Below are 22840 nucleotides of genomic sequence, written 5' to 3' on the forward strand. Positions count from 1 at the left end.
GCGTGCAGCGCCTGGTCTGGTACGAGGAACATTTCGACATTCGTGACGCCATTCAGCGCGAGAAGTCGCTGAAGCGCTGGCCGCGCCAATGGAAGATCGAGCTGATCGAGAAGACCAACCCAGAGTGGTTCGAGCTTTTTCGCGGAACGGGGTGGTAGTTCGGTTCTGGTCCGCAGGCGCACTGCCGCGAGGTAACGGCATGGATCCCAGGGTCTGCGCCGCGTCGCTTCGCTCCTTGCTCCGCCCTGGGATGACGAAGTGGAGGGGTGTTCGGCCAATCTCGAGAGCTTGTAATTCGCCATCAATCGTCGTCCGATACACCGGACGCGCTGCCCCTCTCCGATATCAGCGATTAGCCTTCAGCCATCCTACCTTCGTCCTAGGGCGGAGCAAGGAGCGAAGCGACGCGGCGCAGACCCTAGGATGCTATGCCGTTAGCTTCGAGCGTCGCAGCTTCCGCTGAACACCAACAGACCGATCAGCAGAACGCGTTCAATGTGCATCCCGCTCGATCCAATGGTATCAAGCCGTCGCCTTGGCTTTCCTGCCCCGGCCCTTGACGGGCGTGGGCGGGGGGGCTTTGCGGCCGAGACCGATCGCCTTGGCCAGCTGCGAACGCGAGGCCGCGTAGTTGGGGGCGACCATCGGGTAGTCCGACGGCAGGCCCCATTTGGCGCGATAGGCGTCGGGCGTCAGCCCGAAATGAACGCCGATATGGCGCTTCAAGGATTTGAACTTCTTGCCGTCCTCGAGACAGATGATGTAGTCCGGCGTCACCGATTTCTTGGGATTGACGGCAGGCGTCAGCGGCGCGGCGACCGGCACTGCCGGTTGCCCGAGCCCGCCTATGGCAGCGCTGACGCTGGCGATGAGATCGCCGAGGCCGGAAGCCGGCAAGCGGTTCTTCTCGACGTATGCGGAGACGATATGGGCGGTCAGCTCGAGCAGGTCGATGTCTTTGCGAGCGTTGTTGTTGTCGTCGGTCAATCTATCTCTCCGTCCATGGGGGTCGCAGAAATTTCTAGTCGGCAAATCTGCGCAATGCAATGACGCCGCACCACGTCACACATTATTTTGAATAATAATACTAACGGCAGCGCGGGATTAACAACCCTGAGCCGGTGCTCGATAATATCAGACAATCAGCAATATCAAATAATCAGGGATTTGTCGCGCCATAGTCGAAATCCGCCCTCGAAGGCGCGTGTGTTGTCGCCGCGTCTGCAATCGGCGGGCAAGTCGGTGAGTTCGTCGACATTGCCGCCGCCGATGACCACGTAATCCGGCTGCATGGCGGCGCGAAGCCGGTCGACCACGTCGAAGACGTGTTTGCGCCATTTCTTCTTGCCGCGCTTTTGCAGGCCGCGTTCGCCGACATAGTCTTCGAAACTGCCGCGCTTCTTGTAGGGAAGATGGGCAAGCTCCATCGGCTGGGCAACGTTATCAACGATCATCGCGGCCCCCAGGCCGGTGCCGAGGCCAAGGAACAGCATGCGGCCGCCCTCATAACTGCCGATGGCCTGCATGAGCGCATCGTTAACGACCTTGACCGGTTTGCCGAACTCGGCGGCGAAATCGCAGCCGACCCAGCCCTTGCCGAGATTGGCGGGTTCGGTCAGCGGCCGGTTGTGGTGCACCGGGCCCGGATAGCCCATCGAGACGACATCGTAGTGCAGCCCTTCGGCGAGCGTCTTCACCGCCGCGACCATCTGCTGCGGCGTAAGCTCCGGTCCGGAAGCGGTCTTGCGCTCGTCGCCGCCGGCGCTGGTGCGGATCTTGACGTGCGAGCCGCCGATATCGATCGCAAGCACGATCTTTTCTTCCTCCGATGCCGGTTGCTTCACCGCCTTGGCCATCGCTTTCGCCTCCCAGAACTCATTTCGCTGGATTGATCCAGCCGTTCGGCGGCCCGAATCCAGCCATGGCTTCGGCCGGCCCCCACGTCTTTGGCGCGTAGACAGGGGGCGGCGTGGTGTCGCCGAGCACCGGGCCGACGATGCGCCAGGCGAGCTCGCTGGCGTCCTGGCGGGTGAACAGCTGGCCGTTGCCGTTCATGGCGTCGCCGATCAACCGCTCGTAAGGCGGCATGTCGCCCTTCGAATCGTCCAGCGCGGTGAGCTCGACCTGCTCACCGACCATGTCATCGCCGGGCGCCTTGCGCCGGGCTCCGATCGAGATTGCCACCTGAGGATCGATGCGGAAGCGCACGTGATTGCAGTCGCCGGGCTTGATCGGATCGAAGACGTCGAGCGGCGGCCGCTTCAGCCGCACGATGACCTCGGTGGCGTGCACCGGCAGGGATTTGCCGGCGCGAATGAAGAACGGCACATCCTGCCAGCGCCAGGTATCGACGAAAAAGCGCACCGCCGCGAAGGTCTCGACCGGCGAGTTCGGCGCCACGCCCGGCTCGTTGAGATAGCCGTCGAACTGGCCGCGCACCACATCGTCCCTGGTCAGCGTCCGGATCGCCCGCAGGACCTGCACCTTCTCGTCGATGAGATCGTCGGCCGAGCGGCCGACCGGCGGTTCCATGGCGAGCAGCAAGAGGATGTTGAGCAGATGGTTTTCGATGACATCGCGAATGCAGCCGACCTCGTCATAGAAGCGGCCGCGGCCCTCGACACCGAAATCCTCGGCCATGGTGATCTGCACGCTCTCGACGTAATTGCGGTTCCAGATCGGCTCGAGGAAGGAGTTGGCGAAGCGGAAATAGAGCAGGTTCTGGATCGCCTCCTTGCCGAGATAATGGTCGATGCGAAAGATCGACTTCTCGTCGAAGACCAGATGCAGCACCCGGTTCAGCCAGCGCGCCGATTGCAGATCGTGGCCGAACGGCTTTTCCACCATCAGGCGCGCGCCCTGGGCGGCGCCCGACTGCTCCAGCCCCTGGACGACCACCTCGAACATCGCCGGCGGCACCGCCAGATAGTGCAGCGGCCGCTCAGCGCTGCCGAGCGCGGTCTTCAGCTTCTCGAAGGTCGCAGGCGCCCGATAGTCGCCGCTGACATAGCGCAGCAGCGATGCAAGCCTGGCAAAGATCTTGTCGTCGATGCTGCCCAAGGCGTTGACGATGCCGTCGCGGGCGCGCGCCTGCAGCTTGGCGAGGTCCCAGGGATCGAAGGCGACGCCGATCACCGGCTCGTTCAGCGTCCCTTTGGCCACCATGGCGTAAAGGGCGGGGAAGATCTTCTTGTGGGCGAGATCGCCGGTGGCGCCGAAAAGCACCAGCGTGTCCGATCGTTCCTGGCTCATGGGCGTGCCTCCCTGTCGCCCGTCACAAGCCGGCCTTGGGTTTTTCGACATGGCCGCCAAAGGCATAGCGCATGGCGGACAGAAGCTTGTCGGCGAATTCGGATTCGCCTTGCGAGGAGAACCTGTCGAACAGCGCCGAGGACAGCACCGGCGCCGGCACGCCGGTGTCGATCGCCGCCTTCAGCGTCCAGCGGCCTTCGCCGGAATCCGAGACCCGCCCGCCGAACTGCGTCAACGACGAATCGGCCTTCAGTACGCCGGCCGTCAGGTCGAGCAGCCACGAGCCGATGACGCTGCCGTGCCGCCAGACCTCGGCCACTTCAGCGATGTCGATGTCGAACTGGTAATATTGCGGGTTTTCGAGCGGGCTGGTTTCGGCGTCGGCGGTGCGCTGCCGTTTGCCGGCATTCGCCGATTTCAGGATGTTCATGCCTTCGGCATAGGCGGCCATGACGCCATATTCGATGCCGTTATGGACCATCTTGACGAAATGGCCGGCGCCGCTCGGCCCGCAATGGAGATAGCCGAAGGGAGCGGTTCCGGCGTCCTTGGCAGGGGCAGGCGAAGCGGCGTCGGCGCCGGGCGCCAGCGTTGCAAAGACCGGATCGAGATGCTGGACCGCGCTGTCGGGGCCGCCGATCATCAGGCAGTAGCCGCGCTCGAGGCCCCAGACACCGCCGCTGGTGCCGACATCGACATAGCTCAAGCCTTTCAAGGCGAGGCGCGCGGCGTGGTCGACGGCCTCGTGATAATAGGAATTGCCGCCGTCTATGATGATGTCGCCCGGCTCCATCAGGGCAGCCACCTGGTCGACGATCTTGCCGGTGATCGCCGCCGGCAGCATCAGCCAGGCGCTGCGCGGCTTCGCCAGCTTGCCGACGAACTCCTCCATCGAGGCGGCTCCGACCGCGCCGGCGCTCACAAGCGCGGCGACGCTCGCCGGGTTAATATCGTAGACGACGCATTCGTGGCCATCACGCAGCAGGCGCCGAACCATGTTGGCGCCCATCCGGCCCAGTCCCATCATTCCTATCTGCATGGTCTCGTCCTGCCTTACTTGAGGGATCGATGATCTAGTGGCGCTGTGATTGAAGCATGATCTTTTCCGAAAACCGGTCTCCACTTTGCGGGATCATGCTCTATCCGGTATCGCCGATGCCGACAGAAAAGCCAGCATTCTCCCAATGGCCGCTATCGGGCCAGAAGAAAGTGAAGACAATGCTATTGCCCGGGCTATTGCCCGGAGCAATCTCGGCAACCTGCAATTCCGCAAGATGGATGCCGAAAGCATTCGCGCTGGTCTCGGTGTCATGGACGGTTGCCCAATTGTCGCTGCTCCAATGAACCACCGCCCGGGCCAGAAGTTCGATGCGCAGCGCCTTGCCTGCCGGGATGGTACGGATCTTGTGGTTGAAGCGCCATGCCCTGAAGCGCGACACCGTCCTGCCCTCGATATAGCGCTTGACGCCTTGCGGCGGCATGTCGAACACCGTGCCGTCGCGCAGCGACCGCAGCAGCTTGATGTGCTCGGAATGCGCCCAGACCAGCGGCTTGGCGCTGCCGGAGGGCCCGCCATGCCGCAATTCGCGCTCCGGCATGTCGGGACCGTCCCAGACCTGCTCCGGTAGCAGGCCGCCCGGTCCGGCAGAGTTCTCGAACGTCCTGAGCAGGCTTGCCGCACTATCCCTACGGCCTGCCGCCAGCTCGTAATGAGCGCGCTCGCCGACCAGCAGCGGCCAGGGCCGGCCCCGGCCGGTTCCATCGAAGGGCGCGCCGTCGGCATGCTCGCCATAGCCATCGCCATTGTAGCGGTACCAGAGCGGGCCCTGCGGCAGTTCGCAGCGCAATTGCGCGTCGATGACCTTGACCGTGTCGAGGATGCGCGGATCGTCGGCTGCCCGCAAGCCGAAGCGGACCAGCGCCAGCGCATCGGGGCTGACGATCGCCTTGGCCGGCCGGTCCGTATCCGCCGGCGGGCGGTTCTTGATCGGGACGTAGCCGTCTTTCGGCGATGCCGCGCCGGCTTTGTCGGGCGGCGCAATGCGGACATAGTGGCCCTCGACGCCGGCTTCATCGCCCGAGGAGCTACCGGCGACGTAGGTCCAGCGTTCGATCTGATCGTTCCAGACATCGGCGGTTTCGCGCAGATAGTTTGCCGGCTCTGTTTTGCTGGCGGCATCGAACATGTCGGCAGCCGCTAGCAATGCGGCGATCTCGACCGCAAGTGTGAACGGGCTGTAGCCGGCGTCTTCTTCCCAGCGGTCCTCGCCGGTGACCGGGCCGTTGCGCACGACATAGGCGGCAGCGCGCTCGATCATCGGCATGAACGAGGAGAGTGCGGCAGGCGGCAAATGCCCGGCGCGGCGCAGTGCGTCGGCAAGCAGCAGCGGGAAGGCGCATTCGTCCATCTGGATGCCCGGCCAATAGGCCGATCCGTCGAGCCAGGCGTTCTGCGGCCAACGGCCGTCCGGCTCCTGGATCGCGCGCAGATAGCCAAGGATGCGCAAGGCTTCCGCCGGGTCGCCGGCGGCGAGGAAGCCGCCGGCGGTTTCGACCAGATCGCGCGGCCAGACCAGGTGATAGCCGCCGAGGTCGTCGTCGCCCTTGTTGAAGCCCCACGGGATCGACAGGCTGGCAACGGCTGCTCCGGCAGACGAGCGGTGTGCCGCCAGCACCGCCGTGCTGAGGCGGTAGCTGTTGAGGCCGGACGCCGCATGCCGGTCCAGCGGCAGCAATCCGGCCTGCCATTTGCGCCATTTGTCGACGTAGGATCTGGCTGCGGGCCCAAAACCTTGCTTCAGGCTGGCGAAAGCAGTTTGCGCCGCCTGTTGCGGCGTCGCGCCGAAGCCCAGTGCCAGCAATATTTTTGGGTTCGCAGCCGAAAAGGCGATCTCGCCGGTCAGCGCGACATTGCCGTCCTCGGCCCTGCGGCAGGCCGGATCGAGCCGGCCGCCTTGACGAAGCTGCTGCCAGCCGTCGGAGACGCCGACATAGCCGGCCGAGCACACCTTCCACGGCAGCGACGAGGCGAGCGCCAGGCAGGTGCCGCGTCCCGATGCAAACAGGACAGGCTGTCCTTCATGGTCGTCGATCCAGGCGGTGTTGCCCATGCCGGCGTTGACGAGGTGCGGTGCCAGCAGCGCGTAGACGCGGTAGTCGGCGGCCGCGCCTTTGAGCGGCGTGAACATAATCTCCTGCAGCAAGACGGGACGTTCCGGATCCGTCAGGATGCGCTTTTCGATCCTGTAGGTTCCATCGCTTGCGGTGTTGACCAGCCGGTAGGCAGGCACCCCGTCCGCCAGGGGTTCGATACTGTGTTCGGCGTCGCGTTTTTCTTCCGAGAAATAGCCGTCGGGTCCGGTGACGATCAGCCCCAGATCGCGGGTGCAGGCGCTATCGAGGCGCGGGTAGTAGATCTCGTTGAGGATACCGTGGCTGATGGTGAACCAGATCGGGCAGGCCGGCGAGAGCGCGGTGCCGACGCCGCTCTTGGCGCTCGACGTCCAGCGTGCCGGAATGCCGGGTGCACCCGGGGCAAGGTTCGTTGCCATTCAATCGGTCTCCAGTGCCATCCCTAGACCAGGAGTCGAACCGGTTTCAATGATTGCACCGCAAGTTGATCGCCGGCCATGGATTGCTGTTGACAGCTTGCCGCCTATCTGCATTTGTCTGATAATAGATAAAAAACAAGATTGTGAGCGTATCAGCCAATACCCACCAGCCAGCCATTAACCACCAGTAAGACAGCAACTCACGGGAGGAGTATGACATGAGGAAAATATTCGTTTTGGGGGCTCTTGCGGCGATGCTCGCCGCAGGTACCGCGTTTGCCGACACCAGCGGCAAGAAAATCGCCTTCTCCAACAATTACGCCGGCAATTCCTGGCGGCAGGCGATGCTGGACAGCTACGCCATCGTTACCAAGAAGGCGGTTGCCGACAAGGTGGTCGGCGCCGCGGACGTCTTCACGACGGCCGACAAGGAAGTGCCGACGCAAGCAGCCCAAGTGCAGAACCTGATCCTGCAGGGCTATGACGCGATCGTCATCAACGCGGCGTCTCCGGATGCGCTCAACGGCGCCATCAAGCAGGCCTGCGACGCCGGCATCGTCGTCGTCTCCTTCGACGGCATCGTCACCGAACCCTGCGCCTACCGCGTCGTCGTCGACTTCAAGGACATGGGCAAGCAGGAAGTCGAGCAGATGGCCAAGTTCCAGCCCAAGGGCGGCAACCTGCTGGAAATCCGCGGCCTCGCCGGCACCTCGATCGACGATGCCATCCATGCCGGCATCCTCGAAGGCGTCGCTGCCCATCCCGAGTTCAAGATCGTCGGCTCGGTGACCGGCGACTGGGACCAGACCACGGCACAGAAAGCCGTAGCGACGATCCTGCCTTCGCTGCCGGATGTTGTCGGGGTCGTCGACCAGGGCGGTGACGGCTACGGCGCGGCGCAGGCTTTCGCCGCCGCCGGCAAGCCACGCCCGACCATCATCATGGGCAATCGCCAGGACGAGTTGCAGTGGTGGAAGGAGCAGAAGGAAAAGGACGGTTACCAGACCTGGTCGGCATCGATCGCACCGGGCGTATCGACGCTTGCCTTCTGGGTGGCGCAGCAGGTGCTCGACGGCCGCACCGACGTGCCGCACGACCTGCTGGTGCCCTATCTTGCCTTCACCCAGGACGATTTCGAGGCCGCGCTGCCGAAGATTCCGAAGGGCGGCGTCGCCAGCCACGAATACACGCAGGAAGACGCCGTCGCGGCGATCAAGGCCAACATCAAGTGAGCATGGCGCTATTGTTGCCGCCACGGATAACCGGGTATCGTTGAGGGATGCCCGAGGCCAATGCAGACATCATCATGCCGGACGGCGCCGAAAAGCTTTTCGGCGCCGTCAGTTTTGACATCATAAGACTGGACGGAGCCGAAAAACATTTCGGCGCCGTCAGGGCGCTCGCCGGTGTCGATTTCAGCGTTCGTGCCGGAGAATGCGTCGGTCTCGTCGGCCATAACGGCGCCGGAAAATCGACGCTCATGCATATGGTGGCGGGCACGCTTGCCCCCGACAGCGGGCAGATCGCGGTCCGCGGCGGTGTCGAGGCAAGTTATTCGGTGCCGCGCGCGCAGCAGCTCGGCATACGCTGTGTGTTCCAGGAGCTGTCGCTCTGCCCGAACCTCAGCGTCGCCGAGAACACGCGGATCAACCACGCGTCGCTGCATGGCTTCGGCTGGCGGCGCAAAGTGGCCGATCTGATCGCTGCCAAGCTCGACGAGATCTTCCCCGGCCACAGCATCTCGGCATCCGACATCGTCGGTGATCTTTCCATCACCAGCCGGCAGATGGTGGAGGTGGCGCGCGCCTTCACGGTCACGCAGGAGCCGCTTGAGCTGGTTATCCTCGACGAGCCGACATCCTCGCTCGACGCGCATACCGCCGGCCAGCTGCTGGCGTTCGTGCGCCGCTTCATCGCCGCCGGCAAGAGCTGCATCCTGATCTCGCATGTGTTGGGCGAAGTGCTCGGAAATGCCGACCGGATCGTGGTGATGCGCGACGGCAAAGTGGTCTCCGCCGGGCAGGCCGACGCCTTCGACCGCGACAGGCTGGTGACGGCGATGGGCGGAGCGGAGGCGCGCGAGAAGACCGCCGCAGAGATTGCGAGCGGCAAGCCGGAGCCCGGTCCGCTGCGGGTCCGGGCGCGCCCGGCGCGACAGCAGGACGGCAACGAGCTCGTCGCCCGTGCCGGTGAGATCATCGGCCTTGCCGGACTTGCCGGGCATGGGCAGACCGATCTTTTGCTGGCTATCTTTGCTGCGGCTTCCCGTGCCAAGACCGGCATCGAGGTCACCGCGCCGGTGGCGCTGGTTGCCGGCGACCGCCAGTCGGACGGGATTTTTCCGCAATGGTCGATTGCCGAGAACATCGGCATCCGTTCGCTGGCGCGATTGCGCAACGGCCTCTTGATCTCGCCGCAGCGCGAAGCCGAGCTCGCCGAGTTGTGGCAGCGGAAAATCGGCATCCGTACGCCCGACATGAACAACAACATCTTCTCGCTGTCCGGCGGCAACCAGCAGAAGGCGCTGTTCGCGCGGGCGCTCGGCTCCGACGCCAAGATCGTGCTGATGGACGATCCGATGCGCGGCGTCGACATCGGCACCAAGCTCGAAGTCTACGACCTGGTGCGCGAGGAGGCTCGCCATGGCCGCACTTTCCTCTGGTACACCACCGAAACCGAAGAGCTCGACAATTGCGACCACATCTATGTGTTCAAGAACGGCCGGATCGTCGCCAACCTTCGTCGCGACGAACTGACGGAGGAAAAGATCATCCAGTCGTCGTTCGGCGATGCGGCCTGAGATGACAGCGGTATCCGTCGAGAATGGGCTAAAATCTTCGGCTCGCGCCACCAGGCGGGCGCGCATGCTGCGCAGCCTGCTGCCGGCACTGTCGCTGGCGCTGGTGCTCATCGCCATCGCCTGGCTCAACCCGCGCGCCATCAGCTATTTCGGTTTCAGCCTGATGCTCAATCTGGCGATCCCGATCGCTCTGGCGACGATCGCGCAGATGTTCGTCATCGCCGGCAACGAGCTCGATCTGTCGATCGGCACCTTTGTCGGCTTCGTCGGCTGCGTGACGGCGACATGGCTGAAGGACGCGCCGCTGCTCGGCGTCGTGATCCTGCTCGGGTCGATCGGCGTCTACGCGCTGCTCGGCGCGCTGATCCATCTGCGCAACCTGCCCTCTATCGTGGTGACGCTCGGCATGAGTTTTGTCTGGCAGGGCATGGCCATCCTCATCCTGCCCAAGCCCGGCGGCAAGGCGCCGGACTGGCTGCTGGCGCTGATGGCCTTCAAGCCACCCTTCATTCCGTTCCCGATCATCGCGGCATTGCTGATCGCAGCCGTCGTCCACTTTGGCCTGATGCGAACCTCCTACGGCGTCATCCTGCGTGGATCGGGCGGCAATTCAGCCGCACTCAAGCGCGCCGGCTGGTCGCTGCTGCGCACCAAGATCGCGCTGTTTGCGCTGACCGGCCTGTTCGGCGTTTTGTCCGGCATGGCGCTGATCGGCATCACCACCTCGGCCGATGCCAATATCGGCAATGGCTACACGCTGCTTTCGATCGCCGGCGTCATCCTCGGCGGCGGCGAGTTCGTCGGCGGCCGGGTGTCGCCGATCGGCGCCGTCATCGGCGCGCTGACGCTGGCGCTGGCGGCATCGCCGCTCTTGACGTTCATGCACATTCCGCCCGACTGGCAGGTGGCCGCCAACGGCGCCATCCTGATCATCGTGCTGGCGGCGCGGGTGCTGATCAGCCGCAGGGAGAGGTGAGCATGGCATCGCTGCGGACACTGCTCGCCAGACCCTGGATCTGGTCGTTCTTCGGGGCGCTGCTGGTGTGGCTGGCGACCATCGCCTTCACCGGCGGCTATGGCGGCGGCGGCATGATCACGGCGGCGCTGTCGCTCGCCGTCTTCACCGTCATCGTCGGCGTCGGCCAGATGTTCGTCATCACGCTCGGGCCGGGCAATGTCGACCTGTCGCTGCCGGCCAATATCGGCCTTGCCAGCGCCGTCGCCATGAAGGTCATGGACGGCAATGATGCGATGATCGCGGTCGGCCTGCTGGCAGCGCTGGCCTGCGGCATGGCGATCGGCGCCGTCAACTACCTGCTGATCTGGGCGCTGCGCATTCCGCCGATCATCGCGACGCTATCGGCCAGCTTCGTCATCCAGTCGGTCGATATCAGCTATGGGCGGGGCCTGCAGATCAAGCCGCCGCCGGGCTTTGCCGATTTCACCAACTGGCAGATCTTCGGCATTCCGGTGCTGGCGATCCTCACCGTGCTGTTCACCATCGGCGCCGGCATCGTTTTGCAGCGCATGATCTACGGACGCTCGGTGCTGGCGATCGGCCAGAACATCCGCGCTGCCTGGCTGGCCGGCGTCAATGTCGGCCGCACCCGCTTCCTCACCTACACGCTGTCGGGCGCGCTCGGCGGCCTCGACGGCGCACTGCTCGCCGGCTATTTCCGCGGCGCCAATGTCGATATCGGCAATGAGTATCTGCTGGCCTCGATCGCCGTCGTCGTCATCGGCGGCACGTCGGTGGCGGGCGGCAAGGCCAATGTGCCGGGGGTCTGGGGCGCGGCACTGTTCCTGGTGCTGCTGTTGACCATGCTCAACACGTTCGGCGTGAGCGTCGGCGTCCGCCTGGTGCTGACCGGGCTGATCATCGTCGGCGTCATCACCGCCGCCGGTGGGCAGAAGGCGCTGCGCTAGCAAGAATCAGGTGAGGGCGATCGATCTTTCGATTTCATTTTTTCCCATTTCGAAGAGCGTTCCCCACGGGTTCTCGAAAAAAGAATGCTGTCAAGAACGAAGCTGTCTTCTCCGGACACTCCCTTCCTGATGTGCTGGATTTCTTCGCCAGCGCGCAAGCGCCGAATGATTTCGATGCCACGTATTCCGCGTTCTCGAACAGCTTTTTCCCAGAAGTCGTTGCTGAGCGGATTGCGAAATTTCAATTCAAATCGGCCAGTTCCGGACAACACCAGCCGAGACAACTCTTGCAGTCTATCGACCGTCGTGCGGACCGCCCATTTGATCGCTGTCGTTCTCACATAGAGGTCAAGATCCAGTAGGCAGTTCGCCAAAGCCTTGGCGATCGCTTCGTCGTAGTAGCCGGACGTAGACATGTAATTCACGAAGGCAACTCGGCAATCGGGGAGGGGGTCGCTTGCAAACTCCGTTGCCGGTATCTTCAGGACTTCGACTGCTTCGCCCAACTCGCCAAGGCAGTAAGCCGCGCGGAGCCGGTCGCTGGATTTCTCGGACTGCATGAGGCCGACGAGAAATTCCAGATCAACTCCTCGCCTCCATCTCCTTAGGAGTTCCTGCCCGGCTCTGTAGCTTAGATCGTGGTCATGATCGCCGTACCGGGCTTCGTCCATAAGAACGGCAGTGGACTCTCCCGCTAATTCTTTGGTCATTCCTGGTGTTGGCGACGGCCAAAATGTTGGTTGTGTTCGAATCGATACTCTCTACATCCAAAGCGACGTCGTCAATCGTTACCCGCCGGCTGACTCCACCGGCCGGTCCTGACGACCGATCGACCCGACGAAAACACCGGTTTCCATGAGAGCATTGGCGCTGTAAAGCCAATCGCGCCTTCGCCAGCATCGTTTGCAAGAGGTTTGCGTGTCCGATTTCGTCAGCACTACAAGGCACGGCAACGTCGCGGTGGTGAGCATCGACAATCCGCCGGTCAACGCGCTGAGCTTCCATGTGCGCGAGCCGCTGATGCAGGCGCTCGTTTCCCTGCGCGACGAGCCGTCGGTCGGAGCAATTGTGATAGCATGCGCCGGGCGGACCTTCGTCGCCGGCGCCGACATCACCGAATTCGGCAAGCCGGCGCGGCAACCGGACCTGGGCGCCCTAGTCGCCATGCTGGAAACCATCGCCAAGCCGACGGTCGCGGCCATTCACGGCACTGCGCTCGGCGGCGGCCTGGAACTGGCGCTCGGCTGCCATTTCCGTGTTGCCGACCGAGCGGCAAGGCTCGGCCTGCCGGAAGTCAAGCTCGGCCTGCTGCCGGGGGGCGGCGGCACGGTTCGCCTGCCGCGCCTGGTTGGTCCGCTGAAGGCACTCAACATGATCGTTTCGGGAACGCCGATCGGTGCGGCCGAGGCGCTCGCCGCCGGCCTGGTGGATGCCGTCTTCGATGGCGACCTGACCGCGCAAGCGGTGAGTTTCGCCAGCGAAACGGCCGCGAAAGGCGGTCCGTTCACACCGGTGCGCGACCGCAATGATCGCCTCGACCAGGCCGACTTGCCGGCGTTCGACAAGGAAGCGGCAGTGCTTGCCGGCAAAGCACGCGGCCTCGAGGCGCCGATCGCCTGTGCGCAGTCGGTCCGCAACGCCCTGACGCTGCCCTTCGACGAAGCGCTGGCGGCGGAGCGCGACCTGTTCGTCAAGCTTGTCGGCGGGGACCAATCACGCGCGCAGCGGCATTTGTTCTTCGCTGAACGTGAGGCGGCAAAGATTGCCGGCAAGGACGTCGTCAGGCGCAAGATCGCCCGGGTCGGCGTCATCGGCGCCGGCACGATGGGCGGCGGCATCGCCATGGCGTTCGCCAACGGCGGCGTCCCCGTGACCTTGCTGGAAGCGACGCACGAGGCTTTGCAGCGCGGGCTGGCGACGATCAACAAGAATTATGCCGTTTCCGTCATCCGCGGCTCGCTGAGCGAAGACGCCAAGCGCGAGCGGCTGGATTTGTTCAGGGGCAGCACCGACTATGCCGACCTCGCCGATTGCGACCTGATCGTCGAGGCCGTGTTCGAGGAAATGGCGGTCAAGAAGGAGGTATTCGGCAGGCTGGATGCCGTGGCCAAACCGGGCGCGATCCTCGCTACCAACACCTCCTATCTCGACGTCAGCGAAATCGCCGCTTCGACGTCGCGGCCGCAAGATCTCCTCGGCATGCATTTCTTTTCGCCGGCTAACGTCATGAAGCTTCTGGAAATCGTCCGCGCCGACAAGACTTCGCCCGACGTGCTGGCGACCATCGTCGATCTGGCACGGCGGATCGGCAAGGTGCCGGTCGTCGTCGGCGTCTGCCACGGCTTCGTCGGCAACCGCATGCTGGCGGCGCGCGGTGCGGAACTGGAGACGCTTCTGCTGGAAGGCGCAATGCCGCGCCAGGTCGACCAGGTGTTCACCGATTTCGGCTGGCCAATGGGGCCGTTCGAGATGAGCGATCTCGCCGGCCTCGACATAGGCTGGCGCAACCGCAAGGCGCGTGGCCAGACGGCCGTGATCGCCGATGCGTTGTGCGAACAGGGACATTTCGGCCAGAAGACCGGCAGCGGCTTCTATCGCTACGAAGGCGGTTCGCGCACGCCGCTGCCCGATCCCGATGTCGAGGCGCTGATCCGCAACAAGGCTGCCGAGCGCGGTGTTGCACCGCGCGCGATCGGCGCCGAGGAGATCATCGAGCGGACGCTCTATCCGATGATCAACGAGGGCGCCAAAATCCTCAAGGAAAAGATTGCCGCCCGCGCCTCCGATATCGACGTCGTCTGGGTCAACGGCTACGGCTACCCGGTCGGCAAGGGCGGGCCGATGTTCTGGGCGAGCCTCGAAGGCGTGGACAAGATCATCCGGCGGCTGGATCACTGGCACCAGCAGACCGGCAAGGATGTCTTTCGAGTGGCACCCCGGCTCAGGCAGATGGCCGAAACCGATTCCTGGGACGGCGCTGCCGGCTGAACTTGGGACTACCGAATCCGTGCGTCCATGATCTCGACAAAACGCGCGAACAGACCCGCCTGCGACTTTATCTTGAGCTTGCGGTAAATGTTGCGGCGATGAACTTTTACGGTTCCCGGCACGATGCGCATCGCCCTGGCAATCGATTCCGTGGAATGGCCCTGAAGCACCAGATCGACGACATGCTGCTCGCGCGGCGTGAGCGAAAGGCTCTTCCAGATGTGAGCACGTTCGAACTCACTGACCGGAGCAATCGCCTCGTCTTGCTTCGTCCCAACCGGTCCGTCAGCCGGAAGGGTAGGCCAGCGCAGCCTGACGAGGCTGATCACCGCAGGCGCCATGTCGCGCAGCAACCTGGCATCGGCGGTTCCGAACGGCCCCGAAGCGCGCAATCGCATTAGCGAGACCACCAGCGCGTCCTTTCCCGGCAGCGGCACGAAAAAGCCGACCTCCTCCGCAAGCCTGGTCTGGCTGTAATAGGAGCGGTAATATTCGCTGGCATAGAAGCGATCCGGCGCCAATTCGCGCATGCGCCAAAAGCCTTCCTTGCGCTCGACTGCCGCATGGTGGAACGGATCGAGCAGATAAGGCCCTTCCTGATAGAGCGCGACGAAGACGTGGCTTTCGGCCGGCGAGAATGTCTCGAACAGCAGCGGCGGGCGTGAGGCGCCGCGATAGCCGAAGATCACGCAATGATCGAAGCTGACATGCTGGCGGAGCCAGGCGACCATCGCCTTGCCGAAAAGCTCGCCGCTCGTCTCCCGCGTCGCTGCGATGAGCGCAGCGAGCCGGCTGTATTCATCCCTGCGTGAAACGCCCAATTCATACCCCTCCAGACGAGAAAATAGATGAAATATACCACCTGGGAGGTATATACTAGCCGCCATTGGCTCTGATAGCGTTTCGAGACCAACTAGCCGCTGGAGCCCGCAGCTTTGACCGCAGTGCCCGACATCGAGTTTCGCGGGGTCACCAAACGCTACGGCAGCGTGATCGCGGTCAGCGGCATCGATCTTGCCATCCCGCCGTCTGCCTTTGTCGCGTTGCTCGGGCCGTCCGGCTGCGGCAAGACAACCTGTTTGCGCATGATCGGCGGTTTCGAACAGCCAAGCGAAGGTGTGGTATTCATCCGTGGCCGCGACATGGCCGGCACGCCGCCCTATCGGCGGCCGGTCAACATGGTGTTCCAGCAATATGCGTTGTTTCCGCATCTGGATGTGGCGGACAACGTCGCCTATGGCCTACGCCAGGCGCGGCCGCGCCTGTCGTCGCGGGAGATCAGCCTGAAGGCAGGCGAGGCGCTCGCCATGGTTCGGCTTGCCGGCTATGGACGCCGCAAGATCCATGAGCTTTCCGGCGGCCAGCAGCAGCGTGTCGCCCTGGCGCGGGCGCTGGTCAACAAGCCGGCGGTGCTGCTGCTCGACGAGCCCCTGGCGGCGCTCGACAAGAAGCTGCGCACCGACATGCAGATAGAGCTGCAGAACCTGCAGCGCGAGATCGGCATCACCTTCGTCCTGGTCACCCACGATCAGGAAGAGGCACTGTCGATGAGCGATTTCGTCTGCGTCATGAATGGCGGGCGCATCGTCCAGCTTGGGCAGCCGAGCGAAATCTACGACGAACCCGCCGACCTCTTCGTCGCCGATTTCGTCGGCAAGACCAATCTCTTGAGCGGCAAGGTCGTCGGGCTCTCGGGCAAGCTCGTCGAGGTAGCGCTTGCCGACGGCACCGTCATCGCCGCGCGCAAGCGCACTTCGCTAGCCCAGGGCGAAGCCGTCTCGGTAAGCCTGCGTCCTGAATCCTTAAGTCTCGGCGCGCCCGGAAGCGGCCGGCTGAACGGGCTTGTCCGCAACCGGATCTTTCTCGGTTCCACCGCGGAATATGCAATCGAGGTCCAAGGCATCGGGACGCTGCTCGCCAAGGCCGATCATCTGGTTGGCGGTGGAAATCTCTTCAAGCCGGGTGAACCCGTCGCCGTCGGCTTTACAGCCGGAACGCCGCTGGCGTTTCCGGAGAATAACGGGACCAACCAGAGGGAAAACAAAAATGTCGAAATCGTATCGTGACGGACTGCCGATAAGCCCTGAAAAATTCGTCGACCAGTTGATGCGCCTCAAGCGCGGTTCCATCGGCCGCCGCGAGTTCCTTGGCCTCACCGGCCTAGGCATCGCAACGGCAGTAATGGCCCGCGAACTCGGCATCATGCCGTCGCCAGCCTTCGCCCAGGAGGGGCTTGGCGACCGCATGTCGATTGCCACCTGGCCCAATTATCACGACCCGGCGACGTTCGAGAATTTCAAGGCCGAAACCGGCGTTGCCGTCGAGGTGAACGTGTTCGGGTCAAACGAGGAGATGCTGGCCAAGCTGCAGGCCGGCGCCTCGGGCTGGAGCCTTTTCGTTCCGACCAACTACACGATCTCGACTTACAAGAAGCTTGGCATCATCGAAGCGCTGGATATGGCCAAGCTTGCCAATTATGACGGCTCGCAAGAAGACCCGCGCTTCACTGGGGAAGGCACCATCGACGGGGTGACCTACGCTGTGCCGAAGAATTGGGGCACCACCGGATTTGCCGTCAACACCAAGAAACTGACCAAGCCGATGACGAGCTGGAAGGAATTCTGGGACACGGCCATGGCGGAGGGCGACGGCCGGACCATGGTTCATGATTACCAGCTGACCACGATCGGCAACGCGCTGAAATATTTCGGCTTCTCGTTCAACTCGCTGAGGCCGGAGGAACTCGCCAAGGCGGAGGAATTGCTGCTGAAGGTCAAGCCGCATCTGTTCGCGGTCTCTAGCGACTACCAGCCGTCGATGCGTGCCGGCGACGCGTGGATGACGATGTGCTGGACCAATGACGGGGCGCAGCTCCACCGCGACATCCCCGAAATCGCCTACGTGCTTGGCAAGGAAGGCGGCGAGATCTGGACCGACTTCTACGCAATACCCAAGGATGCGCCGAACAAGCCTGCCGGCTATGCCTTGCTCAACTATTTGATGAACCCGAAAGTCGCGGTCAAGGAGCACCTGGCCAACGGTGCGCCTTCCACCGATGCGCGGGTCAATGCGCTGCTGCCCAAGGAGGTGCTGGACAATCCGATCCTCTATCCGGCGGCGGATCTGCTGAAGCCGCTCGAATTCGGTGCGGCTGCGACGCTAACCGATCCGGGCCGGGCCGAATTGATGGCACGCTTCAAGTCGGCTTGAACCGGGCAGGCCACAGGCTCGATGCAGGCAACTCCCCGGCGGACAGATGTCCGCCGGCACCCGGGCGGTTTTTTCAATGCGCAGCAACGTCCTCCGTCACAATCTCCTGACCGCCCTGCTGCTCGGTCCAGCAACGGCGTGGCTGGTGGTGTTTTTAGTTTTGCCGTTCGTGGCGATTGCCGTTTTCAGCGTCGGCGAGCGGGCGCCGGAAGGCGGCTATCAGGCCGCTTTCACCTTGGCGCAGTTTGCCAATCTTCCGGCGCGGGCGACCGCCTTCTGGAACACCATGGTGCTGGCGCCGGCGGGCGCACTGGCCTGTCTTCTCGTTGCCTATCCGGTCGCCTATTACCTCGCTTTGCGCGCACCCGAACGGTGGCGGCTGATCCTGCTGGCGCTTGTCGTCATCCCGTTCTGGACCAGCCTGCTGATGCGAACCTATGCCTGGATGTATGTGCTTGGCGGGCGCGGCATCCCAGCTCTGCTGGCCTATGTCGGGATGGAGGACGTGCGGCTGATCAACACGCCGGGAGCGGTTCTGCTCGGCATCGTCTATGGTTATCTGCCGCTGATGATCCTGCCGATCTATGTCAGCCTCGAGCGGCTCGACCGCCGGCTGCTGGAGGCCTCCGCCGATCTCGGCGCGACGCCGATCTCGACATTCCTCGGCGTGACGCTGCGGCTGTCGCTGCCAGGTGTGATGACCGGCTTCTCGCTGGTCATGATCCTGCTGCTCGGCGAATATCTGATCCCGACGCTACTCGGCGGCGGCAAGGTCTTCTTCATCGGCAACGCGCTGGTCGATCTGTTCCTGCAATCGCGCAACTGGCCATTCGGATCGGCAATCGCCATCACACTTGTGGCGGTTTCAGTGGTCGTGCTGCTTGCCGCGAACCGCATTTCGACCCGGCTTTCGGGTGCCCGCCGGGTGGACCTGATCTGATGCGTGCCTTCGTCGTTGCGGTCTTTGCCTTTCTCTACCTGCCGATCGCGCTGGTGGTGCTGTTTTCGTTCAACGCCGGCCACCACGCCAGCGAGTTCACTGGCTTCTCGGTGCAATGGTACGGCAAGGCCCTGGCAAACCCGTTCCTGGTCGAAGCGCTGAAGAACAGCCTGTTCATCGCCACGACCAGCGCCTTGCTGGCGGCGCTGTGCGGCACGGCGGCCGCGCTTGGCCTGGCGCGTGTCGGCGCGCGGACGCGAGCCGTGTTCGATGCGCTTTTGGGTGCTGCGATCGTCGTTCCTGGTGTCGTCATCGGCATCTCGACGCTGGTCGCGCTGGTCCAGCTATTCGGGGTGGTCAACCCGTTTGTCGCTTCGCTGTGGCCGAACGACCAGCCACCGCGCCTGGCGCTCGGCTATGGCTCGATCATCGCCGCGCACGGGCTGTTTTCGATGGCGCTGGTGGCGATGATTGTCGGCACGCGCCTCGGCAGCCTCGACCGCAATCTGGTCGAGGCCTCGAGCGATCTTTACGCTACCCCGCTGACGACGTTCCGCAGCATCGTGTTGCCGCAGATCATGCCGGCGGTGATCGCCGGCTTCCTGCTCGCCTTCACATTCTCCTTCGACGATTTCATCGTCGCTTTCTTCGTCGCCGGCGCACAGACGACATTGCCGATCTATGTCTTCGCCTCGATCCGGCGCGGGGTCACGCCGGAGATCAATGCCATCGCGACGATCGTGCTCGTCGCCTCCGTTCTGCTCGTGGTGCTTGCCCAATGGCAACTGCGGCAACGAAAACCATCACACTGAAAGATAGAAAACATGATTCTGAGAGATCGCATCGCCGTGGTGACGGGTGCCGGGTCGGGGATCGGGCGTGCCGGCGCCATGAGGATGGCCAGGGAAGGCGCGCTCGTGGTGATCGCCGACAGGGACCAGGCGGCGGGGGAAGCAACCGCTTCCGACATTCGTGCGGCCGGCGGTCGGGCCGAGGCCATCGCCACCGACGTCGGCGAGGATGCGGCGGTCGAGCAGCTCATTGCGGGAACGCTGGGCCGGCATCGACGGATCGACATCCTGCACAATCATGCCGGGATCCAGGTCGGCGGCACGCTGACCGAAGTCGGCGCCGACGGCATGGATGCCTCCTGGCGGATCAATGTGCGGGCGCAGTTCCTCGCGGCCAGGCTGGTCATGCCGTCGATGATCGCGCAAGGCGGCGGGGTGATCCTGAATACCGCCTCCAATTCGGGTGTGTTCTACGACCGCGAAATGATTGCCTACGCAACGTCAAAACATGCAGTGGTGGCGATGACCCGGCAGATGTCGCTCGACTATGCCAAACACAATGTCCGCATCAACGCGCTGTGCCCCGGCTGGGTCGATACGCCCTTCAACGAGCCGTTCATCGCGCAGATGGGCGGGCGGGCGGCGATCGAGAACTATGTCCGCACCAAAATTCCCATGCAGCGCTGGGCCAGCGCGGAGGAAATCGCCGAAGCGATCCTGTTCCTCGTCTCCGACCGCTCGTCCTTCATGACCGGTCAGGCGCTGGTGATCGACGGTGGAGAAAGCATCGGCTGATCCGCCGCTCCCGGTGGGCGGCAGCTGAAATTCTCTTTGGCCTAACGGTCGGCGGCGAGATGTGCTTTCGTCTCAAGGAGAATGCGGCCAACATGGCTGGGTCGGGAGCAGAAATCATCAGCGCAAACGGGAAGGCTGCATAATGGCCGAGGCCTATATCTGCGACTACATCCGCACGCCGATCGGACGCTTCGGCGGTTCGTTGTCGGCGGTCCGTGCCGACGATCTCGGCGCGATACCTCTGAGGGCGCTGGTCGAGCGTAATTCGGGCATCGACTGGGCCGCCATCGACGATGTCGTCTATGGCTGCGCCAACCAAGCCGGCGAGGACAATCGCAATGTCGCGCGCATGGCGCTGCTGCTGGCCGGCCTGCCCAAGGAGGTTTCCGGCTCGACCGTCAATCGTCTCTGCGGTTCGGGCATGGATGCGGTGATAATTGCTGCCCGCGCCATCAAGGCCGGCGAGGCGGAGCTGATGATATCAGGCGGCGTCGAATCGATGAGCCGCGCTCCGTTCGTGCTGCCGAAGGCAGAGACCGCCTTTTCGCGCAATGCCGAGATTTACGACACCACGATCGGCTGGCGCTTCATCAATCCGCTGATGAAGAAGCAATACGGCGTCGATTCGATGCCGGAGACCGGCGAGAACGTGGCGGAAGAGTTCGCTGTCTCCCGCGCCGACCAGGACGCATTTGCCGTGCGCAGCCAGGACAAGGCTGTAGCCGCACAAGCCAATGGCCGGCTGGCAAAGGAAATCACGCCGGTGACGATCGCGCAGCGCAAGGGCGATCCGGTCGTTGTCGACAGAGATGAGCATCCCCGCGGGGGCACGACGGTCGAGGCGCTGGCCAAATTGCCGACGCCCTTCAGGCAAGGCGGTACGGTCACGGCCGGCAACGCGTCGGGCGTCAATGACGGCGCGGCGGCGCTGATCGTCGCCTCGGAAACCGCCGTGAAAAGATACGGGTTGACGCCGATCGCCCGTATTCTCGGTGGTGCCACCGCCGGCGTCGCTCCGCGCATCATGGGCATCGGTCCGGTGCCGGCCACGCAGAAGCTGTGTGCCCGGCTCGGCCTGGAGCCGCAACAGTTCGATGTCATCGAGCTCAACGAGGCCTTTGCCTCGCAAGGCATCGCCGTGCTGCGCCAGCTCGGCATTGCCGAGGATGCGGCGCACGTCAACCCGAATGGTGGCGCCATCGCGCTCGGCCATCCGCTCGGCATGTCCGGCGCGCGCATCACCGGCACGGCGGCATTGGAACTGCGCGAACGCGGCGGCCGCTACGGCCTCGCCACCATGTGCATCGGGGTCGGCCAGGGGATCGCGGTGGCGCTGGAGAGATTGTGAGCAAGCGTCGATTTGCCGGGCCATTTAATGGCGCGTTCCGCCCACTCAAATTTGACCATGTGGACAAAAGCCGGGCACCGCTCCATAGTTCCTTCGCCGATATTCCAGAGAAGAGAGCCGGCTCGACACGGCGCCAATCAGAGGGGCATGCAATGGACAACGGGAAGAGCAGAATCCAATCGAAACGCGAAGGGCTTTCGCGACGCAACGTGCTGGAGCTGGGCGCGCTCGGCCTAGCGGCAGCGATGCTGCCTGGCAGCGCCTTTGCCAAGACCAAGAAGCTGAAAGTGGCGGCGATCTTCGCCACGCCGATCGAGGAGCCGTGGGACAACCAGATCCATGTTGCCCTGCAGAAGGCCGAGAAGGAACTCGGCATCGAATACAAATGGTCGGAGAAGGTGCAGACCGCCGATTTCAGCCGCGTCATGCGCGAATATGCGCAAGGCGGCTATGAGCTGGTGCTGGGCGATGCCTTCGCCGCCGAGCGCGAATCGCGCAGGACCGCCAAGCAGTTCCCGAAGACCGCCTTCCTGTTCGGCTCCGGCGCCGGGCCGGCCGAGCCGAATTTCGGCGTTTTCGACAACTGGATCCATGAGCCGGCCTATCTGTCCGGCATGATCGCCGGAAAGATGTCGAAATCGGGCACGATCGGCGCCGTCGCGGCGATGGGCATTCCGGAAGTGAACCGGCTGGTCAACGCCTTCTTTGCCGGCGCCAGGGAGGTCAATCCCAACATCAAGAAGAAGGTCGCCTTCATCGGCTCGTTCTTCGATCCGCCAAAGGCAAAGGAAGCGGCTGTCGCCCAGATCGACGCAGGCGTCGACGTCATCTATGCCGAGCGCTTCGGCGTCATCGAAGCGGCGGCGGAGAAGAAGATCCTCGCCATTTCCAACATGTCGGACCAGTCGAGCCTCGGCCCCGACACGGTGATCACCGGGCCGGTCTGGGATATGTATCCGACCGTCGAGCAGGCGATCAAGCTGGTCAAGGCCGGCGTCTTCACCGCGCAGGATTACGGCGATTTCTCGCGCATGGCCAAGGGCGGCTCCTACCTCGCGCCCTACCACAAGTTCGACAAGACGCTGCCGGCCGAGGTCAAGGAACTGGTCGAGAAGAAGAAGGCCGAGATCCTCGACGGCAATTTCCGCGTCGACGTCGATGAGAATACGCCGGTCTCGGACTGAGCGGCGCATCCCTCCCCCTTGAGGGGAGGGTGGCCCGCAGGGCCGGGTGGGGTCC

Annotated in this window: 20 protein-coding genes; 13 read left to right on the top strand and 7 right to left on the bottom strand. The window is 63.7% G+C overall.

All coding sequences use genetic code 11. The annotated features are described in order from the left end of the window. A partial coding sequence (locus NKJ20_RS04570; protein ID WP_502902795.1) for a GIY-YIG nuclease family protein occupies positions 1–158 on the top strand: 158 nt, incomplete at its 5' end. A gap of 364 nt (positions 159–522) precedes the next feature. Here NKJ20_RS04570 and NKJ20_RS04575 read toward each other — a convergent pair. The 5 genes from NKJ20_RS04575 to NKJ20_RS04595 all read right to left on the bottom strand — a co-directional run bounded on the left by NKJ20_RS04575 (position 523) and on the right by NKJ20_RS04595 (position 6803). Continuing rightward, on the bottom strand, positions 523–987 hold the full coding sequence (locus NKJ20_RS04575; RefSeq protein WP_352451311.1) for a Ros/MucR family transcriptional regulator: 465 nt from the start codon (positions 985–987) through the stop codon (positions 523–525). Positions 988–1151: 164 nt separating this feature from the next. Continuing rightward, complete coding sequence (locus NKJ20_RS04580; RefSeq protein ID WP_352623014.1) at positions 1152–1856, bottom strand: ROK family protein; 705 nt, start codon at positions 1854–1856, stop codon at positions 1152–1154. Between the two features lie 19 nt (positions 1857–1875). Further along, complete coding sequence (zwf, locus tag NKJ20_RS04585) at positions 1876–3252, bottom strand: glucose-6-phosphate dehydrogenase (protein WP_352451309.1); 1377 nt, start codon at positions 3250–3252, stop codon at positions 1876–1878. A 22-nt stretch (positions 3253–3274) separates the two neighbouring features. Continuing rightward, complete coding sequence (gnd, locus tag NKJ20_RS04590; protein ID WP_352742809.1) at positions 3275–4291, bottom strand: phosphogluconate dehydrogenase (NAD(+)-dependent, decarboxylating); 1017 nt, start codon at positions 4289–4291, stop codon at positions 3275–3277. A gap of 100 nt (positions 4292–4391) precedes the next feature. Then, on the bottom strand, positions 4392–6803 hold the full coding sequence (locus NKJ20_RS04595) for a glucan 1,4-alpha-glucosidase (RefSeq protein WP_352742811.1): 2412 nt from the start codon (positions 6801–6803) through the stop codon (positions 4392–4394). Positions 6804–7021: 218 nt separating this feature from the next. Here NKJ20_RS04595 and NKJ20_RS04600 point away from each other — a divergent pair, with 218 nt between their 5' ends. From NKJ20_RS04600 to NKJ20_RS04615, 4 genes are all read left to right on the top strand, one after another. Continuing rightward, complete coding sequence (locus tag NKJ20_RS04600) at positions 7022–8035, top strand: ABC transporter substrate-binding protein (RefSeq protein WP_352742813.1); 1014 nt, start codon at positions 7022–7024, stop codon at positions 8033–8035. 74 nt (positions 8036–8109) lie between these two features. Further along, entirely contained in the window at positions 8110–9603 is a 1494-nt protein-coding gene (locus NKJ20_RS04605; protein WP_352681931.1) for a sugar ABC transporter ATP-binding protein, read from the top strand. A 1-nt stretch (position 9604) separates the two neighbouring features. Continuing rightward, the gene (locus NKJ20_RS04610; RefSeq protein ID WP_023678190.1) at positions 9605–10579 is read left to right on the top strand and encodes an ABC transporter permease; all 975 of its coding nucleotides are present in this window, start codon (positions 9605–9607) and stop codon (positions 10577–10579) included. Between the two features lie 2 nt (positions 10580–10581). Continuing rightward, on the top strand, positions 10582–11529 hold the full coding sequence (locus NKJ20_RS04615) for an ABC transporter permease (RefSeq protein WP_352456288.1): 948 nt from the start codon (positions 10582–10584) through the stop codon (positions 11527–11529). On the opposite strand, the gene NKJ20_RS04620 is transcribed toward NKJ20_RS04615, so the two are convergent. Continuing rightward, positions 11526–12239 carry a hypothetical protein gene (locus NKJ20_RS04620; RefSeq protein WP_352451304.1) on the bottom strand — a complete coding sequence of 238 codons (714 nt, stop codon included), beginning with the start codon at positions 12237–12239 and terminating at the stop codon, positions 11526–11528. The genes NKJ20_RS04615 and NKJ20_RS04620 overlap by 4 nt on opposite strands. 208 nt (positions 12240–12447) lie before the next feature. On the opposite strand from NKJ20_RS04620, the gene NKJ20_RS04625 reads away from it, so the two are divergent. Next, entirely contained in the window at positions 12448–14517 is a 2070-nt protein-coding gene (locus tag NKJ20_RS04625) for a 3-hydroxyacyl-CoA dehydrogenase NAD-binding domain-containing protein (protein ID WP_352451303.1), read from the top strand. Positions 14518–14525: 8 nt separating this feature from the next. Here NKJ20_RS04625 and NKJ20_RS04630 read toward each other — a convergent pair whose 3' ends face one another. Further along, positions 14526–15338 carry a helix-turn-helix domain-containing protein gene (locus tag NKJ20_RS04630; RefSeq protein WP_352451302.1) on the bottom strand — a complete coding sequence of 271 codons (813 nt, stop codon included), beginning with the start codon at positions 15336–15338 and terminating at the stop codon, positions 14526–14528. Between the two features lie 114 nt (positions 15339–15452). On the opposite strand from NKJ20_RS04630, the gene NKJ20_RS04635 reads away from it, so the two are divergent. The 7 genes from NKJ20_RS04635 to NKJ20_RS04665 all read left to right on the top strand — a co-directional run bounded on the left by NKJ20_RS04635 (position 15453) and on the right by NKJ20_RS04665 (position 22785). After that, complete coding sequence (locus NKJ20_RS04635) at positions 15453–16583, top strand: ABC transporter ATP-binding protein (protein WP_023678187.1); 1131 nt, start codon at positions 15453–15455, stop codon at positions 16581–16583. Then, positions 16564–17727 (top strand): ABC transporter substrate-binding protein, encoded by a 1164-nt coding sequence (locus NKJ20_RS04640; protein WP_352451301.1) that lies wholly within the window; start codon positions 16564–16566, stop codon positions 17725–17727. Before NKJ20_RS04635 ends, NKJ20_RS04640 begins: the two co-directional genes overlap by 20 nt. A 76-nt stretch (positions 17728–17803) precedes the next feature. Next, positions 17804–18667, top strand: a complete 864-nt coding sequence (locus tag NKJ20_RS04645) for an ABC transporter permease (RefSeq protein ID WP_352451300.1) — start codon at positions 17804–17806, stop codon at positions 18665–18667. Next, positions 18667–19479: an ABC transporter permease gene (locus NKJ20_RS04650; protein WP_292657203.1), complete on the top strand. Its 813-nt coding sequence runs from the start codon at positions 18667–18669 to the stop codon at positions 19477–19479. The genes NKJ20_RS04645 and NKJ20_RS04650 overlap by 1 nt, the downstream gene beginning before the upstream one ends. 12 nt (positions 19480–19491) lie before the next feature. Further along, positions 19492–20253, top strand: a complete 762-nt coding sequence (locus NKJ20_RS04655; RefSeq protein WP_352742815.1) for an SDR family NAD(P)-dependent oxidoreductase — start codon at positions 19492–19494, stop codon at positions 20251–20253. 142 nt (positions 20254–20395) lie between these two features. Next, positions 20396–21601, top strand: coding sequence for a 3-oxoadipyl-CoA thiolase (gene pcaF / locus NKJ20_RS04660; RefSeq protein ID WP_352742817.1), 1206 nt, complete (start codon positions 20396–20398; stop codon positions 21599–21601). A gap of 152 nt (positions 21602–21753) precedes the next feature. Further along, entirely contained in the window at positions 21754–22785 is a 1032-nt protein-coding gene (locus NKJ20_RS04665; protein ID WP_352451297.1) for a BMP family protein, read from the top strand. The last annotated feature ends 55 nt before the right edge of the window (positions 22786–22840 follow it).

The organism is Mesorhizobium sp. M0185 (genome assembly GCF_040322175.1).
Lineage (GTDB): Bacteria > Pseudomonadota > Alphaproteobacteria > Rhizobiales > Rhizobiaceae > Mesorhizobium.